The sequence below is a fragment of the Rathayibacter sp. AY1B5 genome, from assembly GCF_002932795.1.
In the GTDB taxonomy this organism is placed as follows: Bacteria; Actinomycetota; Actinomycetes; order Actinomycetales; family Microbacteriaceae; genus Rathayibacter.
Genome location: NZ_PSWM01000009.1, coordinates 72,119 through 87,672, shown reverse-complemented (window position 1 = coordinate 87,672; position 15,554 = coordinate 72,119). Strand labels below are relative to the sequence as shown.

Genomic DNA, 15,554 nt, shown 5'->3' with positions numbered 1-15,554 from the left:
TCTGCCCCGCCGCCCGCCGCCGGGTCAGCGCCGGATCGCACAACGATGCCCCGGCGCTCGCGTGGGTGGCAGCATGGTCGGATGCCGATGGATCCGGACGAGGCGCGCCTCCTCGACGCGCTGCTGGCCGAGCGGCAGGCCGAGACGCGCGACGAGGCGGCCCGGCTCGAGGCCTCGCTGGCCGAGCTCCTGCGCGACCGCGCCGACGGCACCGCCGACGACGAGCACGACCCGGAGGGCACGCCGCTCTCGGCCGAGTGGTCGCGGATGGCCGGAGTCCGCGACGCTCTCGCCCGCACGGCGCGCGACCTCGACGCCGCTCGCGCCCGCCTCGGCACCGGCGGCTACGGAGAGTGCGCCTCCTGCGGCCGCCCGATCGGAGCCGCACGCCTCGCAGCCCGGCCCACGGCCGAGCTCTGCATCGACTGCGCCCGGCGGGCGGAGTCGCGCCTCCGCTGACGGCGGGGGGAGACCCCGCCTCCGGGCCCTCCGCCTGAAGGCCCCCACAGATCCCGGCGTGCGGAAACCCGGTTTCTCCTGCGAGCATTCACATCCGGTCGCGTCCCTCGAACAGGTCTGACGGACCACCCCTCCCCCCCCCTGCTCGAAAGGCACTCCTGCGATGACCGAGACGTCGACCGCCCGATCGACCGGCGCCCCTCCCGCCCCCGACAAGCGCGCCTGGCGCTCGCTGATCGTCCTGCTCGCGGGCATGTTCATCGCCCTGCTCGACACGACCATCGTGAACGTGGCGCTGCCCACCATCCGCACCACGCTCGACGCCTCCGAGTCGACGCTCTCCTGGATCATCTCCGGCTACGCCCTCGCGTTCGGCCTCGCCCTGATCCCCGCCGGCCGCCTCGGCGACCGCTTCGGGCACAAGTGGGTCTTCGTCAGCGGCATCGCCCTGTTCACTGTCGCCAGCTTCGCGTGCGGACTGGCCGCGGACGACACCCAGCTCGTCATCGCCCGCATCGTGCAGGGCCTGGCGGGCGGCGTCTTCGTCCCGGCGGTCAACGCCTACATCCAGCTCCTCTTCCGCGGTCCCTCGCGGGGCAAGGCCTTCGCGGTGATGGGCGCGGTCCTCGGCGTCTCGTCGGCGCTCGGCCCGATCATCGGCGGCCTGATCATCCAGGCCTTCGGCGACGAGAACGGCTGGCGCCTGGTCTTCTGGGTGAACCTGCCCATCGGCGTCGCGACCCTGATCGCCGCCGCCGTCCTCCTCCCCGCCCGCCGCGACCTCGAGGCAGGCGATCGCGCCCCGAGCGGAGGCGTCGACTGGCTCGGCCTCGTGCTCGTCTCCGGCGGCCTGGTCGCTCTGCTCGTCCCGCTCATCCAGGGCGAGGACGAGGGCTGGCCGCTGTGGACCTTCCTCTCGATCGCCGGCGGAGTGCTGCTCCTCGCCGCGTTCGGCGCCTGGGAGGTCCTCCACGTCCGCCGCGGCCGCGCTCCGCTGGTGCCGCCGTCGCTGTTCCGCCACCCGGCCTTCACGGGGGGCGTGATCCTCGCGCTGGTCTACTTCGCCGCCTTCACGAGCATCTTCTTCACCATCTCGCTGCTCTGGCAGTCGGGCCTCGGCCACACCGCTCTCGAGTCGGGACTGGTGTCGATCCCCTTCGCGATCGGCAGCATCATCAGCTCCTCGCAGAGCAACCGGATGACCGCGCGCCTGGGCCGCAACGTGCTGGTGATGGGCAGCGGCCTGCTCGCCATCGGGCTCGGATGGGTCTGGCTGGTGCTGCTGACCGCGACGCCGGACTCGATCAGCAACTGGCAGCTCCTGCCGCCGCTGCTGATCGCGGGCCTGGGCAACGGCTTCTTCATCGCCCCGAACGTGCAGTTCATCGTCTCGACCGTCGACCCGCAGGACGCGGGCGCGGCCAGTGGCGTGATCTCGGCGATCCAGCGCATCGGCTCGGCCGTCGGCATCGCGGTCATCGGCAGCGTGCTGTTCGGGAGCCTCGTCATCACGGGTCCGGACACGGTCGCCTCGGGCTTCCTCGACGCCGCGGCTCCCGCGATGCTCCTCAGCACCCTGATGGCGGTCGCCGCCTTCGCGCTGGTGTTCGTGCTGCCGAAGTCGGTCTCGCGCCGGGGCTGAGGACTCCCGCCCCTGCCCGGTCGCCGCACGCCGGCGGCCGGGCGCACGGGACGGTCCGTCGCCCGGTACGGCGAGGACGTCCCGCCCGATCCCGGGCGAACCGGGAGCCTACGCCCGGGCGGCCGCCGCGGCCTTCGCCGCCGCCGGCAGCGCGTCCACGATGCGCCCGACGGCCGCGTCGTCGTGCGCCGCCGAGACGAACCACGCCTCGTAGACCGACGGCGGCAGCGAGACGCCCGCGTCGAGCATCGCGTGGAAGAACGCCGGGTAGCGGAACGACTCCTGCGCCTGGACCTCGGCGTAGTCGCGCACCGGTCGGCCCAGGTCCGTGAACATGAAGCTGAAGAGGCTCCCGGCCGTCTGCACGGTGTGCGCGACGCCCTCGGCGGTCAGCGCCGCCGACACCTCGCGCTGCAGCGTCCGCGCCGTGGCGTCGAGCGAGGCGTAGACCGCGTCGTCGGCCAGCTGCAGCGTCCGGATGCCCGCGGCCACCGCGACCGGGTTCCCGGAGAGGGTGCCCGCCTGGTACACCGGCCCTAGTGGCGCCAGGTGGTCCATGACGTCCGCACGGCCGCCGAGAGCCGCGACCGGCATCCCTCCGCCGATGACCTTGCCGAAGGTGTAGAGGTCGGCCCGGTACGGAGCCTCGGCGCCGCGGTTCTCGAGCCCCCACCAGCCGCCGGCGCTCACGCGGAACCCGGTCAGCACCTCGTCCATGATCAGCAGCGATCCGTTCGCGTGCACGAGCTCGGCGAGGGCCGCGTTGAAGCCCGGGTCCGGAGCGACGACGCCCATGTTGGCCGCCGCGGCCTCGGTGATGACCGCGGCGATGTCGGCGCCGCGCTCCGCCAGGACCGCGCGCACCGCCTCGAGGTCGTTGTACGGCAGGACGATCGTCTGCGCCGCGGTCGCGGCCGTGACGCCGGCGGAGGCGGGCAGCGAGAGGGTCGCGAGACCGGAGCCGGCGTCGGCCAGCAGCCCGTCGGAGTGGCCGTGGTAGTGGCCGGAGAACTTGATCAGCAGGTCGCGGCCGGTGACGCCGCGGGCGAGGCGGATCGCCGTCATCGTCGCCTCGGTGCCGGTCGAGACCAGGCGGAGCTTCTCGATCGGCGAGACTCCCCCGGCCGTGATCCGCGCCTCGACCAGCTCGGCGAGGTCCGTCTCGGCCGGAGTGGACGCGCCGAACGAGAGGCCGCGGGCGGCCGCCTCCTGCACCGCCGCGACGACCTCGGGGTGCGCGTGACCGAGGACGGCGGGGCCCCAGGAGCAGACGAGGTCGACGTACTCGCGCCCGTCCGCGTCCGTGATGTAGGGGCCGGCGGCGGACACCATGAAGCGCGGGGTCCCGCCGACCGAGCGGAACGCTCTGACGGGCGAGTTGACGCCTCCGGGGATCGCGTGCCGGGCACGCTCGTACAGGGTGTCGTTCGCCGAGGTGGTCACCCCTCCAGGGTACGCGCGCCGCTCGGCGCCCCGGCGCCGGAGGAGCGCTTTCGGACGAGATGCCGAGGCTCGCTTCCGGGCCCAGGAGCGGCTACTTCAGCAGGTCGCGGGCGATCTCGACGGCCCAGTAGGTGAGCACGGCGTCGGCACCCGCGCGGAGGATCCCCGTGACCGACTCGAGGATCGCCGGCTCGCGCGAGATCCAGCCGTTCGCAGCGGCGGCCTCGATCATCGCGTACTCCCCCGACACCTGGTACGCCCAGACCGGCACGTCCGAGACGGAGGCGACGTCCGAGAGCACGTCGAGGTAGCTCATGGCCGGCTTCACCATCACCACGTCGGCGCCCTCGGCGAGGTCGAGGGTCGCCTCGCGCAGGCCCTCGCGGCGGTTCGCCGGGTCCTGCTGGTAGGTGCGGCGATCGCCCTCGAGTGTGGACTGCACGGCCTCGCGGAACGGACCGTAGAAGCTGGAGGCGTACTTCGCCGAGTACGCGAGGATCGCGGTGTCCAGGTGCCCGGCGCCGTCGAGAGCGGCGCGGATCGCCCCGACCTGGCCGTCCATCATCCCCGAGAGCCCGAGCAGGTGGGAGCCGGCCTCGGCCTGCGCGAGCGCCATCTCCTCGTAGCGGAGGAGCGTGGCGTCGTTGTCGACGCGCCCGCGCTCGTCGAGCACGCCGCAGTGGCCGTGATCGGTGAACTCGTCCAGGCACAGGTCGGTCTGCACGACCAGCGCATCGCCGACCTCCTCCACGACGACCCGCGTCGCGGCGTTGAGGACGCCGTCGGGGTCGGTCGCACCCGAGCCGACGGCGTCGCGGGTGGTGGGCACGCCGAACAGCATCACGCCGCCGATGCCCGCCTCGGCCGCTTCCGTCACCGCTCCGCGGACGCTGTCCAGCGAGTGGTGCAGCACTCCCGGCATCGACCCGATCGGCCGGGCCTCGGTGGTCCCCTCGGCCACGAAGAGGGGCAGGATCAGCTGCGCCGGATGGATGCGCGTCTCTTGGACGAGACGGCGGAGTGCGGGGGTCGTGCGGAGGCGGCGCGGGCGGATGGCAGTCATGTCCTCCAGCGTAATCCCGCCCGCCGAGCGCCTCCCGGGAGCGCGGACGCCCCGCCCCGTGGAGGTGCTCCGGACGCAGGACGTCAGCCGAGAGGCGGGTCACTGCCCTGTGGAGCGAAGCCCACCTCTCTTGGCCGACGTCGTGCAGTCCTCCCCCACTCGCCTTCCGTCCGCGCCCTCCCCAGGTACGCCCTCCAGCGGGCGGGGACGCCGGCCCGCCCAGGCAGAATCCGCACATGCACGAGCTCCTCACCCTTCTCCGCTCGAGCGGCGGCTTCGCACCGGCACGAGCACTTCGAGCCGCCGGGGTCCCGCGGGCGGCCGTCGAGCGGGCACTGGCCTCACGAGACGTCGTCCGGGTGCGCCGCGGGTGGTACGCACTGCCGTCCGCGCCGCCCGTCGAGCTCGCCGCCGTGCGGGCGGGCGGGGTGGTGACCTGCCTCTCGCTTCTGCACCACCTCGGGCTCTGGACCGTCGAGCGACCCGCACTGCACGTCGCGCTCGGCGACTCCTCCGTCCACGACCTCCGGCCCGGCTGGGTCGGTCACTGGCGCCGCTGGCCCGGGCAGGGGAGGCGCTCGTTCTCGCAGGACGGCGTCGGAGCCGCCGTTCTGCATCTCGTGACCTGCGTCGCCGAGGACGACGCGATCGTGACGATCGATTCGGCCCTGAACACGGGCCTGCTCACCTCGGACGCCCTCCTCGACCTGCGAGCCCTCGCTCCGATCGGCAAGCGCGATCTGTTCACCCGCGTCGACGGGCGGAGCCAGTCCGGCCTCGAGACGAGGACGCGTCTGAGCACTCGTCGGCACAACGTCCGGGTCCGGACTCAGGTCCCCGTCTCCGGGGTCGGCCGTGTCGATCAGATCATCGGAGACCGCCTGGTGCTCGAGAGTGACGGCCACCGCTTCCACTCCGGCATCGAGCAGTTCCACGAGGACCGGCGTCGGGACCTCGAGCTCGCCCGGCAGGAGTACCTCTGCATCCGGCTCGACAGCCACCAGATCATGGAGGACTGGCCGCGCACCGAGGAGGCCCTCTTCACCCTCGTCCGCAGGAAGGAGCACCTGTGGACCGCGGCACAGCGTCGGCGGCACGGGATCGAGTGAGTCGCTCCCCCGGTACCGCGCACGACCTCAGCCGAGAGGCGGGTCCCTGCCCTGTGGAGCGAGGCCCACCACTCCTGGCCGACGTCGTGCGCCGGGGAGGCGGCTCAGCGGGGAGCGCGCTCCGTGGCGACGGCGGCGACCGCGTCGATGAGGGAGGAGGCCGAGCGCTCGTCGGCGACCACGTCGACGCGCAGGCCGAAGGCGCGGGCGTCCTTCGCGGTCTGCGGGCCGATCGCGGCGACGAGGATCGACTCGGGCACCGGGCCGAGCTGCTTCTGGACCTGCTCCGCGACGCTGCCGGAGGTGACGAGGATCGCGTGCACGGCTCCGCCGGCGACGTCGGCCACGACGCGCTCCTCCACGGGGACGCCGACCGTGCGGTAGGCGACCACGGAGCGCACGTCGTGCCCGATCCGGGTGAGGCCCTCGGTGAGCAGCGGCTTGGCGATCTCGGATCGGAGCGTCAGCACGCGCAGGGGGTGCCGGCCGCCGGTCGCCTCCTCCCACTCGGCCAGGAGGCCGCGGGCGGAGTTGTCCTCGGAGGGGACGAGGTCGACGGAGTAGCCGGCGGCGACGAGCGCGGCCGCCGTGGTCTCGCCGACCGCCGCCACCTTGGTGCCCGCGGGCACGGTGGTGCGCAGGAGGGAGAGGACGTCGACGGTGGTGGCGCTCGTGACGGTCATCCAGTCGAACGCGCCGGCCTCGAGGTCGGCGAGGGCCTGCTCGAGCGCGGGGAAGTCGTCGGTCGGCGCGAAGTTGATCATCGGAGCGACGACGGGCGAGGCTCCCTTGGCTCGGAGAGCGGCGGCGACACCGTCCCCCCACGGGCCTCCGCGGGGGACGAGGATGCGCCACCCCTGCAACGGCTTCTCCCACTGGGAGTAGGCGGCGGGGACGATCACGAAGGGGCTCCCAGGGGTGCGAGTTCGGCGGCACCCGCACCGAGAAGCGCGTCAGCGAGCAGAGAGCCGCAACGGAACGCGGCTTCGACGACGGGCAGTTCGCGACCACCATACTGCGGATCCGCCCGGTGTCGACCACCGCCGACCGAACCGTTATCGACCGGCTCCGCGACCTCCCGTGAGAGGGACGCCGCGCCGTCGACGGCGAAGACCACGCCGTGCAGGACCACTCGGTCCGCCTCGACGACCGCGGAGGCTCCGATCGGAGCGGCGCACCCGGCCTCGAGGGAGGCGAGGAGCGAGCGCTCGGCCGTGATCGCCGCGCGGGTGGGGACGTGCTCGACGGCGGCGAGAGCGGCCCGCAGCTCCTCCGACGGCTCCTCGTCGCGCACCTCGATGGCCAGCGCTCCCTGACCGGGGGCGTGCGGCGAGACGTCGAAGCCGAGCACCTCGGTGATCGCGTCGACCCGGCCGAGGCGGCGCAGGCCGGACAGGGCGAGCACGATCGCGTCCAGCGGCGAATCGCTGCCGGGCAGCACCCGCCGGAGCCGGGTATCGATGTTGCCGCGGATGTCGACGATCTCGAGGTCCGGACGGGCGGCCAGCAGCGCCGCGCGCCGACGGGGCGAGCCCGTGCCCACGCGGGCGCCGACCGGCAGGGTCGCGAGGGTGAGCCCGTCGCGGGCGCACAGCGCGTCGCGCGGGTCCTCCCGCTCGGGCACCGCTCCGAGCAGCAGGCCCTCCACCGGAGCGGTGGGCAGGTCCTTCAGCGAGTGCACGATCGCATCGCAGCGCCCGGCGAGCAGCGCGTCGCGCAGGGCGCTGACGAACACGCCGGTGCCGCCGAGGGAGGCGAGCGAGCCGCGCATGCGGTCGCCGTCCGACTCGATGCGCACCAGCTCCACGGGCACCCCGGCGGCGGCCGACATCAGATCGGCCGTCATCCGCGTCTGCGCCACCGCGAGCGCGCTCGCGCGGGTGCCGACTCTGATGCTCACGACAGACGACTCCTCATCACGGTGCGACTCCCGCCAGAGCGGGCTTGAACCCCGCTCGCACGTTCTCGCAGCAGCCGGGGCGGCAGACGTCGTACCAGGGGCCGAGCGCCGTCATCGAGGGACGGTCCTCCGTCGGCACGCCGTTGACGCGCTCGAGGACGAGGTCGACCAGGCCGGAGACGTAGAGCGGGTCGGTACCGGGAGTCGCGACGCGGAGCGCGACGAGTCCGTGCTCCTCCGAGGTCTCCAGGGCCTCGTTGTCGAGGTCCCACATGACCTCCATGTGGTCGGACACGAAGCCGAGCGGGACGATCAGCAGCGCGCGGCGGCCGCGGGCCGGCAGCTCCGCGATGGCGTCGTTGATGTCCGGCTCGAGCCAGGGCTGGGTGGGCGGGCCGGAGCGCGACTGGTAGACGAGCTGCCAGGGCACGTCCTCGTCCGTGGCCGCGGCCATGACGACCTCGGCGACGGCGAGGTGCTGCGCCTCGTAGGCGCCGCCGGGGCCGAACTCGTGCACGTCGACGACGGTGCCGTCGTCGTGGCGCTCGTGGGGTCCGCTGCGCTCGGCGTCGGCCATGGGGATCGAGTGCGTCGAGAACAGCACCTCCACCTCGGACGTGACGTCGAGGTCGGGCATCCGCTCGCGCAGCTCGTCGAGCCCGTCGTGGACGGCCTTGACGAACGGCATGACGAAGCCGGGGTGGTCGAAGAACTGGCGCACCTTGTCGATCCGCAGCTCGCCCTCGAGGCCGGTCGCGTCGAGCGCCGCCGCGTAGTCCTCGCGGTACTGCCTGCAGGACGAGAACGAGGAGTACGCGCTGGTCGCGATGGCGAGCAGGTCGGTGAAGCCGCGCTCCTTCGCCTCGGCGACGGCCTCGCTCATGTAGGGCGCCCAGTTGCGGTTGCCCCAGAGCACGGGGAGGTCGATGCCGCGGTTCGCGAGCTCGACCTCGAGCGCCTTCTTCAGCGCGCGGTTCTGCGCGTTGATCGGGCTGACGCCGCCGAAGTGGCGGTAGTGGTGGGCGACCTCCTCGAGGCGCTCCTCCGGGATGCCGCGGCCTCGCGTGACGTTGCGCAGGAACGGGATGACGTCGTCCTGACCCTCGGGCCCGCCGAAGCCGGCGAGGAGGATCGCGTCGTAGGCCACGGGGACCTCGACGTGCTCGGGTCCGGACGCCGCCGCGGGGGTGGCCCCGCGGACGAGGATCGGCTCGCTGGTCGTGTCGCTCATCGGAGCACCTCGGCGATCTGGTCGGCGTCGATGCGCCGTCCTGTGTAGAAGGGGACTTCCTCGCGCACGTGGCGGCGGGCCTCGGTGGCGCGCAGGTCGCGCATGAGGTCGACGAGGTTGACGAGCTCCTCGTCCTCGAGGGCGAGGATCCACTCGTAGTCGCCGAGCGAGAACGAGGCGACCGTGTTGGTCAGGACGGAGCGGAACCGCGAGCCCTGGCGCCCGTGCTGGGCGAGCATCGCGCGGCGCTCCTCCTCGGGGAGGATGTACCACTCGTAGGAGCGGACGAAGGGGTAGACCGTGAGCCAGCGGGCCGGCGCCTTCCCGCGCATGTAGGCGGGGAGGTGGTTCGAGCTGAACTCGGCGTCGCGGTGCACGCCCATCGCGTTCCACGTCGGCAGGAGGCCGACCAGCAGCTCCGTGCGGCGCAACTCGCGGTAGGCCCGCTGCAGCTCCTCGGGCGCCGGGCCGGTGAGCCACAGCATGATGTCGGCGTCGGCGCGCAGGGCCGAGACGTCGTAGGTGCCGCGGACGGTCACGCCCTCGCCCTCGAGCTGGGCGACGAGGTGCTCGTACTGCTTCACCGCGGGATCCACGGCGTCGCTGGAGAGGGTGAACGGACGTGCGGGATCCCTGCGGAGAACCGCCCAGAGCGTGTATCCCAGGGCCTGATCGGAGTGATCCTGATCGGCGGGGGGCTGCGGCGCCGGAGCGGCGGCGCTCGTGTCGGGGGCGGACTGAACGGGACCCGCCGTGCCGGCGGTCTGATCGGTCATTGATCCATCATCCCTCCGCTCGTGCCGATGCACAAAAGCGGCGGGGGCTCTGGCGCCGGAGGGCGCGGGACGCTAGCGCCCCGGGCCCTCCGGCGCTCAGTCCTCGATGATCTGCTTCGCGACGCCCCAGACGACGAGGCCCACGGCGGCGGCGGCGCCGACCGCTCCGGCGATCAGCGCGGAGGGGTTCCGGCGGCGCACGACCTGGAGCTTGCGCTCGATCGTCCGCTGGGCCGTCCGCACCTTGCGCGGCACGTTGACCTTGTACTCGATGGCGTCGAGGGTCGCGGCGAGCTCGGAGCGGGCGCGCTCGATGTCGGCCCTCAGCTGGCCGGGCTCGAGCTGCGCCGGGTCGACGAAGCGGGGCGTGGCGCTGCTGACGGATCGCTCAGTTGTCATAGCTGCCCACTCCCTTGAACGCCTGGACGTCCTTCTTGATGCTGTCGATCGAGTCCTGGGGCACCGGCGGCACGGCCTTCTTGATGGTGCGCACGCCGACGAGGGCGAGGATCACGGCCACCAGGAGGAAGAAGACGGTGACGATCAGCGCCGACAGCCAGGCCGGCAGCCAGGAGGCGATGCCGATGATCGCGAACGCGACCAGCGTCGCCCACGCGGTCAGGAGGAGGAAGGCCGCGACCGCGAACAGGCCGACGGCCAGACCCGCGCTCTTCGCCTTGCCCGCCAGCTCGTTCTTCAGCGAGGCGACCTCGGCCTTGACGAGCTCGATCACGAGGCCGGGCAGGTCGCTGACCAGCTCCCCCAGTGATCGGGCGTTCTTGGGATTGCGTTCGTTCACCACGGGAGCTCCTCGAGGGTGGGACGTGCCGGCCGGCGCGCGCCTGGCACGGCCGGAGGGATGAGCACTAGGCCCTGCTGGTGGAGGTGGACGTCGTCGACCCGCCGGAGCCGGCCGACGCCGCGGCCTCGTCGACCTTCGAGGCAGCCTTGCGGGCGGCGGCCGATGCCTCCGCCTCGCTCGCTCCCTGGGCCTTCCTGCCACCCGAGACGGCCTTGACGACCACCGAGCGCACGACCTCGTACGCCTTGTCCGAGACGCTGCTCAGCTGGGTCTTCGCGGCGCCGCCGACGGCGCCCGCGACGTCCTGCACCGGCTGGGTCCGCCAGAAGCGGTCGGCCGCCGAGGCGATCTGCTCGTACCGCTTGCGGCCGGCGCGTGCTCCCAGCACGTACCCGGCTGCGGCTCCTGCCACGAAAAGAATCTTGCCCTTCACGCCTACTCCTCGTCCTGGGTCGCTCTCGCGATCGTCCACGCGGTCGGTGACCACTCGTGCCGGGGCACGCCGCGCGCTCGCACGGATGCCTGGGCCTAAGAGTAGCCGTCGGCGTCGCGGGCGTCGCTCGGCAGCCCGACTCCTTGACGCACCAGTCGGCGCCGGATAAGGGCGGCCGTCTCGGCGGCGTGCGGGAGCACCGAGGCGAGGCCCGTGCCCGCGATCCAGGTGCCGGTCACGGCGACTCCCTCGATCGGAGCGAGCGCCTCGCGGAACGCCTCCAGGTGCGCGCGGCGGCCCAGCGCCGCGGCAGGCCGGACGTTGGCCCAGCGCACCCGGGCGGAGTCGACGAGCGACGCCGGATCGAGGGCGAGGCCCAGCAGCGTCGACGCGTCGAGCAGGGCGATCGCCGCCGCCTCGGCGTCGGTGCGCCCCTCGAGCGGCGGGCGCTCGCCCGGGCGCCCGTAGGAGAGGCGCAGCACGTGGCGCCCGGGCGGGAGGGAGGCGGCCAGCCAGTCCCACTTCGCCGTCGCGTGCGTGATCGCCTTGGCCGTGACGTCGGTGGCGGTGGGCGCCACGAGCACGCCGGAGCCGCGGGGGGCGGCATCCAGGCGGGCGTCGTCGAGGACGAGGGTCACCAGCTCGACGGAGTCGTGCGGCGCCTCCTCGGCGCGCTCCGCGACGGCGGGCGCGAGGCCGGCGAGCAGCGCCCGGGCGTCGCGCTCCGGCGTCGAGACGATCACCGCTCGGGCGCTCAGCGAGCCGTCGGCGAGGGTCAGGACGAAGTCCCCGTCGGAGCCGTCGAGCCGTTGCACGGAGGCGCCGGTGCGGATCTCGCCGGAGAGGTAGTCGATCCGCTGGACCAGCGCGGCGACCAGGCGGTGCATCCCGCCCTCGAGCCCGCGGACCGCGACTCCGGCCGGGAGGTTCGCGCGGAGGGCGGCCACGGCCCGCGCGAGGGAGCCCGCGCGGGTGAGCGCGCCGTTCAGTCCGGGTGCGGCGAGGTCGACGTCGATGTCGTCCGGCCGGCTCGAGTAGACGCCCGACACGACCGGCGCGACCAGGTCCTCGAGCACGCGCTCGCCCATCCGGGTGCGCACGAGCTCGGCGAGGGAGTGGGCGCGGCCGATGCGCAGCACCGGCATCAGGGTGTCGAGCCAGGCGCGCCAGGCGCCGCGGCGGCCGATCGCGCGCACCACGTCGGGGGCGAGCGGCGTGCCGGGGATGCCGAGGATGCCGGCCCGGGGCGACGGCACGGAGCGGCCGCCCGAGAGGTGCAGCCACGAGCCGTGCGTCCGCGGCTCGACGATCGACTCGGCGAGCGGGACGCCGTCGAGGGTCAGCGCGGCGAGCGCCCGCTCGACGTGGCCGCCGCGGGTGGCGAAGCTCTCGGCGCCCGCGTCGAGCGCGGCTCCGGCCAGCGCGAGCGGGGAGACGGAGCCGCCGACCCGCTCCCCCGCCTCGAGCACCACGACGCGCAGGCCGATGCGCAGGCACTCCGCGGCGGCGGCGAGCCCCGCCACTCCGCCGCCGACGACCGCGACGTCGTACGACGCGGCGTCGCGGGGGCGCTCCTCGCTCACGGCCGCCAGGCGTGCACGAACGCGACGAGGCGCGTGAGCACGTCGGGGTCGGTCTCGGGCGGCACGCCGTGGCCGAGGTTGAGCACGTGCGCGGGCGCGCTCAGGCCGCGGCGGAGCACGTCGTCGACGTGGGCCTCGAGGACCTCCCACGGCGCGGTCAGCAGCGCCGGGTCGACGTTGCCCTGCACCGGCACGAACCCGCCGAGGCGGTGGTTGGCCTCGTCGAGCGGGATCCGGTAGTCGACGCCCACCACGTCGGCGCCGATGCCGTGCATCGCACCGAGCAGCTCGCCGGTGCCGACGCCGAAGTGCACGATCGGGACGTTGCGGCGCGTCTCCCCGTGGTCGAACGCGAGGTCGCGCACGTGGACGAGGGCGCGCGCGGAGGCGGGAGCGACGTGGGTCGTGTAGTCCGAGAGCGAGAGCGCCCCGGCCCAGGAGTCGAAGAGCTGCGCGGCGCTGGCCCCGGCGAGCACCTGCGCACGGAGGAAGCGGCCGGTGACCTCGGCGGTCCACTCCATCAGCTGCGCCCAGGCGGCGGGATCGGCGTGCATCATCGTCCGCGCGCGCAGGTGGTCCTTGGACGGGCCGCCCTCCACCAGATAGGCGGCCAGGGTGAAGGGAGCGCCGGCGAAGCCGATGAGCGGTGTGTCGCCGAGGCCCGCGACGGTGCGGCGCACGCCCTCGCGGATGGGCTCGAGCGTCTCGTCGAGCACGGACGGGTCGATCGACGCGAGCTCGGCGACGTCGGCGGCCGTGCGCACCGGCTTCTCGAGCACCGGACCGCGCCCGGGCACGATGTCGACGCCGACGCCCGCGAGCCGCAGCGGGATCACGATGTCGCTGAAGAAGATGGCCGCGTCCACTCCGTGGCGCCGCACCGGCTGCAGGGTGATCTCGCTCGCCAGCGCCGGGTCGAGGCACGCGTCGAGCATCTTCGTGTCGGTTCGCAGGGCCCGGTACTCCGGGAGGCTGCGGCCGGCCTGGCGCATGAACCAGACGGGCGTCCTCTCGCCCCGCTCGGAGCGGTAGGCGCGCAGGAGCAGCGAGTCGGCCGTGCGGCCGGCGGAGAGGGGGTGCAGCGGATCGAGCAGGCCGTCGGTGGGGGAGGTCACCGCGGCATTATTCCAGGCGCATCCGTGCATTCCTCCCCAGTCCGGGGACCCCGCCCCGCAGAGCGCGCGTAGACTGACGTGGTGCTTCTGTGTCTGACGGCGTCGCACAAGAACGCCAGCTTCGATCTCCTCGAGAAGCTCTCCGTCGACTCCTCCGCCGTGACCGCGGCCCTCTCCGAGGGGATCGACTTCGTCTCCGGAGCAGTCGTCGTCGCGACCTGCAACCGCTTCGAGGCCTACCTCGACATCGAGGAGCCGCTGACCGCCGCGCAGGCCGTCGCCGTCGAGGCCGCCACCGCCGCCGTCAGCGCCGCGACCGGCGTCGAGCAGGACGAGCTGCGCGGGAGCGTCGACGTCGTCTCGGGCGACCGGGTGGCCGAGCACCTCTTCGCCGTCTCCAGCGGGCTCGAGTCCGTCGTGGTCGGCGAGGGTGAGATCGCGGGCCAGGTCCGCCGCTCCCTCGAGGAGGCGCGCCGGCTCGGCACCACCTCCTCCGAGCTCGAGCGCCTGTTCCAGCGCGCCTCGCAGACCTCGCGCGGCATCAAGAACCGCACCGGCCTCGGCAGCGCCGGCCGCTCGATCGTGCGCCTCGCGCTCGACCTGGCCGCGAGCCGCGTCACCGACTGGCGGGCGGCCCGCGTCCTCCTCGTCGGCACCGGCAGCTACGCGCGGGCGACCGTCGCGGCCCTGCGCGACCGCGGAGTGGTGGACATCGCGGTGCACTCCCCCTCCGGCCGCGCCGAGGGCTTCGCCGCCCGCCGCTCGCTCCGGCCCATCGCCGCCGCCGATCTCGCGCTCGAGGCGGTCTCGGCCGACATCGTCATCACCTGCACCACGACCCAGGAGCCGGTGCTCGACGCCGCCCTGCTCGCCGCCGGGCGCCTCCAGGGCTTCTCCCGCGAGCGCCAGCTCGTGATCGACCTGGGCCTGCCGCGCAACGTCGCCTCCGACGTCACCTCGGTCGCCGGGGTCGAGCTCCTCGACCTCGAGACGATCAGCCTGCACGCGCCTCTCGACGTGCTCGACGCGTCGCAGCAGGCGCGCGCACTCGTCGACAAGGCGGCCCGGAAGTTCTCGGACGTCGCCGACGAGAAGAGCCTCACTCCGGCCGTCGTCGCCCTGCGCGCCCACGTGTTCGACGCGCTCGACGCCGAGATCGAGCGGGCCCGGTCCCGCGGCGACGAGGACGGCCGCACCGAGCAGGCGCTCCGCCACCTCGCCGGCGTCCTGCTGCACACCCCGAGCGTCCGCGCCCGCGACTACGCGCGCGCCGGAGCCCAGGAGGCGTACCTCACCGGGCTCGAGGCGCTCTTCGGCATCGAGGTCCCGGCCGAGCCCGCCGTCGCGCGCCCCGACGCGGACGCCGCCACCGCGTGAGCCTCCGGCTCCCCTTCGACGCGGAGCCGCTGCGCTCCGCGCCGCTGCTCACCGAGCGCCTGCTCCTGCGCCCCCTCGGGCCGGAGGACGCCGAGGACCACGCGCGCTACCAGGGCGACGCCGACGCCGTGAGGTTCCTCCGCTGGCCGGTGCGCACCCCCGAGGAGTCGCGGGCGCACCTGCAGCGCCGCCTCCCCTCGACACGGCTCGCCGCCGACGGCGACGTGGCCGTGCTGGCGATCGTCCCCCGCGAGGGCGTCCTCGCCGGGCGGATGATCGGCGACCTCACGCTCATCGCGTCGTCCGTCGAGCAGGAGGCGGTCGAGATCGGCTGGGTGCTGCACCCGGAGGCGCAGGGGCGCGGCTACGCGACCGAGTCCGCCCGGGCGCTGCTCGACCTCGCGTTCGACACCCTCGGCGCGCACCGCGTGATCGCGCGGCTCGACGCCCGGAACACCGCCTCCGCCCGCCTCTGCGAGCGCCTCGGGATGCGCCTCGAGGCGCACCACCGGGAGGACGAGTTCTGCAAGGGCGAGTGGACCTCGACCCTCGTCTTCGCCCTGCTCTCCCGCGAGCGCTGACCGCAGCGCCCGCTCGTCCGCGCTCGCCGGGACGCCGCCG

General features: G+C 73.9%; 16 protein-coding genes. 5 read left to right on the top strand and 11 right to left on the bottom strand.

The annotated features are described in order from the left end of the window. The first annotated feature begins 81 nt into the window (after positions 1-81). Positions 82-459, top strand: coding sequence for a TraR/DksA family transcriptional regulator (locus C5D44_RS08110; RefSeq protein WP_258065263.1), 378 nt, complete (start codon positions 82-84; stop codon positions 457-459). 163 nt (positions 460-622) lie between these two features. Further along, entirely contained in the window at positions 623-2,101 is a 1,479-nt protein-coding gene (locus tag C5D44_RS08105; protein WP_104233092.1) for an MFS transporter, read from the top strand. Between the two features lie 108 nt (positions 2,102-2,209). On the opposite strand, the gene hemL is transcribed toward C5D44_RS08105, so the two are convergent. Then, complete coding sequence (hemL, locus tag C5D44_RS08100) at positions 2,210-3,544, bottom strand: glutamate-1-semialdehyde 2,1-aminomutase (protein WP_104276224.1); 1,335 nt, start codon at positions 3,542-3,544, stop codon at positions 2,210-2,212. Between the two features lie 91 nt (positions 3,545-3,635). Then, on the bottom strand, positions 3,636-4,607 hold the full coding sequence (hemB, locus tag C5D44_RS08095; protein ID WP_104281354.1) for a porphobilinogen synthase: 972 nt from the start codon (positions 4,605-4,607) through the stop codon (positions 3,636-3,638). Between the two features lie 236 nt (positions 4,608-4,843). On the opposite strand from hemB, the gene C5D44_RS08090 reads away from it, so the two are divergent. Further along, positions 4,844-5,716 (top strand): type IV toxin-antitoxin system AbiEi family antitoxin domain-containing protein, encoded by an 873-nt coding sequence (locus tag C5D44_RS08090; protein WP_146088006.1) that lies wholly within the window; start codon positions 4,844-4,846, stop codon positions 5,714-5,716. 104 nt (positions 5,717-5,820) lie between these two features. On the opposite strand, the gene C5D44_RS08085 is transcribed toward C5D44_RS08090, so the two are convergent. From C5D44_RS08085 to hemE, 9 genes are all read right to left on the bottom strand, one after another. Beyond that, positions 5,821-6,615, bottom strand: coding sequence for a uroporphyrinogen-III synthase (locus C5D44_RS08085; RefSeq protein ID WP_104276312.1), 795 nt, complete (start codon positions 6,613-6,615; stop codon positions 5,821-5,823). After that, on the bottom strand, positions 6,615-7,616 hold the full coding sequence (gene hemC, locus C5D44_RS08080) for a hydroxymethylbilane synthase (protein WP_104276227.1): 1,002 nt from the start codon (positions 7,614-7,616) through the stop codon (positions 6,615-6,617). The genes C5D44_RS08085 and hemC overlap by 1 nt, the downstream gene beginning before the upstream one ends. A gap of 16 nt (positions 7,617-7,632) precedes the next feature. Continuing rightward, positions 7,633-8,847, bottom strand: coding sequence for a ferrochelatase (locus tag C5D44_RS08075; RefSeq protein ID WP_104276228.1), 1,215 nt, complete (start codon positions 8,845-8,847; stop codon positions 7,633-7,635). Then, complete coding sequence (hemQ, locus tag C5D44_RS08070; RefSeq protein WP_104233087.1) at positions 8,844-9,623, bottom strand: hydrogen peroxide-dependent heme synthase; 780 nt, start codon at positions 9,621-9,623, stop codon at positions 8,844-8,846. The genes C5D44_RS08075 and hemQ overlap by 4 nt, the downstream gene beginning before the upstream one ends. Positions 9,624-9,719: 96 nt before the next feature. Beyond that, the gene (locus C5D44_RS08065) at positions 9,720-10,022 is read right to left on the bottom strand and encodes a DUF3618 domain-containing protein (RefSeq protein ID WP_104281352.1); all 303 of its coding nucleotides are present in this window, start codon (positions 10,020-10,022) and stop codon (positions 9,720-9,722) included. Then, the gene (locus C5D44_RS08060; protein WP_244229489.1) at positions 10,012-10,422 is read right to left on the bottom strand and encodes a phage holin family protein; all 411 of its coding nucleotides are present in this window, start codon (positions 10,420-10,422) and stop codon (positions 10,012-10,014) included. Before C5D44_RS08060 ends, C5D44_RS08065 begins: the two co-directional genes overlap by 11 nt. Positions 10,423-10,489: 67 nt before the next feature. Then, the gene (locus C5D44_RS18465; RefSeq protein WP_146088005.1) at positions 10,490-10,858 is read right to left on the bottom strand and encodes a hypothetical protein; all 369 of its coding nucleotides are present in this window, start codon (positions 10,856-10,858) and stop codon (positions 10,490-10,492) included. Between the two features lie 95 nt (positions 10,859-10,953). Continuing rightward, complete coding sequence (locus C5D44_RS08050) at positions 10,954-12,441, bottom strand: NAD(P)/FAD-dependent oxidoreductase (protein WP_258065077.1); 1,488 nt, start codon at positions 12,439-12,441, stop codon at positions 10,954-10,956. Beyond that, a complete protein-coding gene (gene hemE / locus C5D44_RS08045; protein ID WP_104255341.1) occupies positions 12,438-13,586 on the bottom strand; it encodes a uroporphyrinogen decarboxylase in 1,149 nt (382 codons plus the stop codon). Before hemE ends, C5D44_RS08050 begins: the two co-directional genes overlap by 4 nt. A gap of 51 nt (positions 13,587-13,637) precedes the next feature. Here hemE and C5D44_RS08040 point away from each other — a divergent pair, with 51 nt between their 5' ends. Then, positions 13,638-14,933: a glutamyl-tRNA reductase gene (locus C5D44_RS08040; RefSeq protein ID WP_104276314.1), complete on the top strand. Its 1,296-nt coding sequence runs from the start codon at positions 13,638-13,640 to the stop codon at positions 14,931-14,933. Then, positions 14,930-15,514, top strand: coding sequence for a GNAT family N-acetyltransferase (locus tag C5D44_RS08035; protein ID WP_219812844.1), 585 nt, complete (start codon positions 14,930-14,932; stop codon positions 15,512-15,514). The genes C5D44_RS08040 and C5D44_RS08035 overlap by 4 nt, the downstream gene beginning before the upstream one ends. Positions 15,515-15,554: the final 40 nt, after the last annotated feature.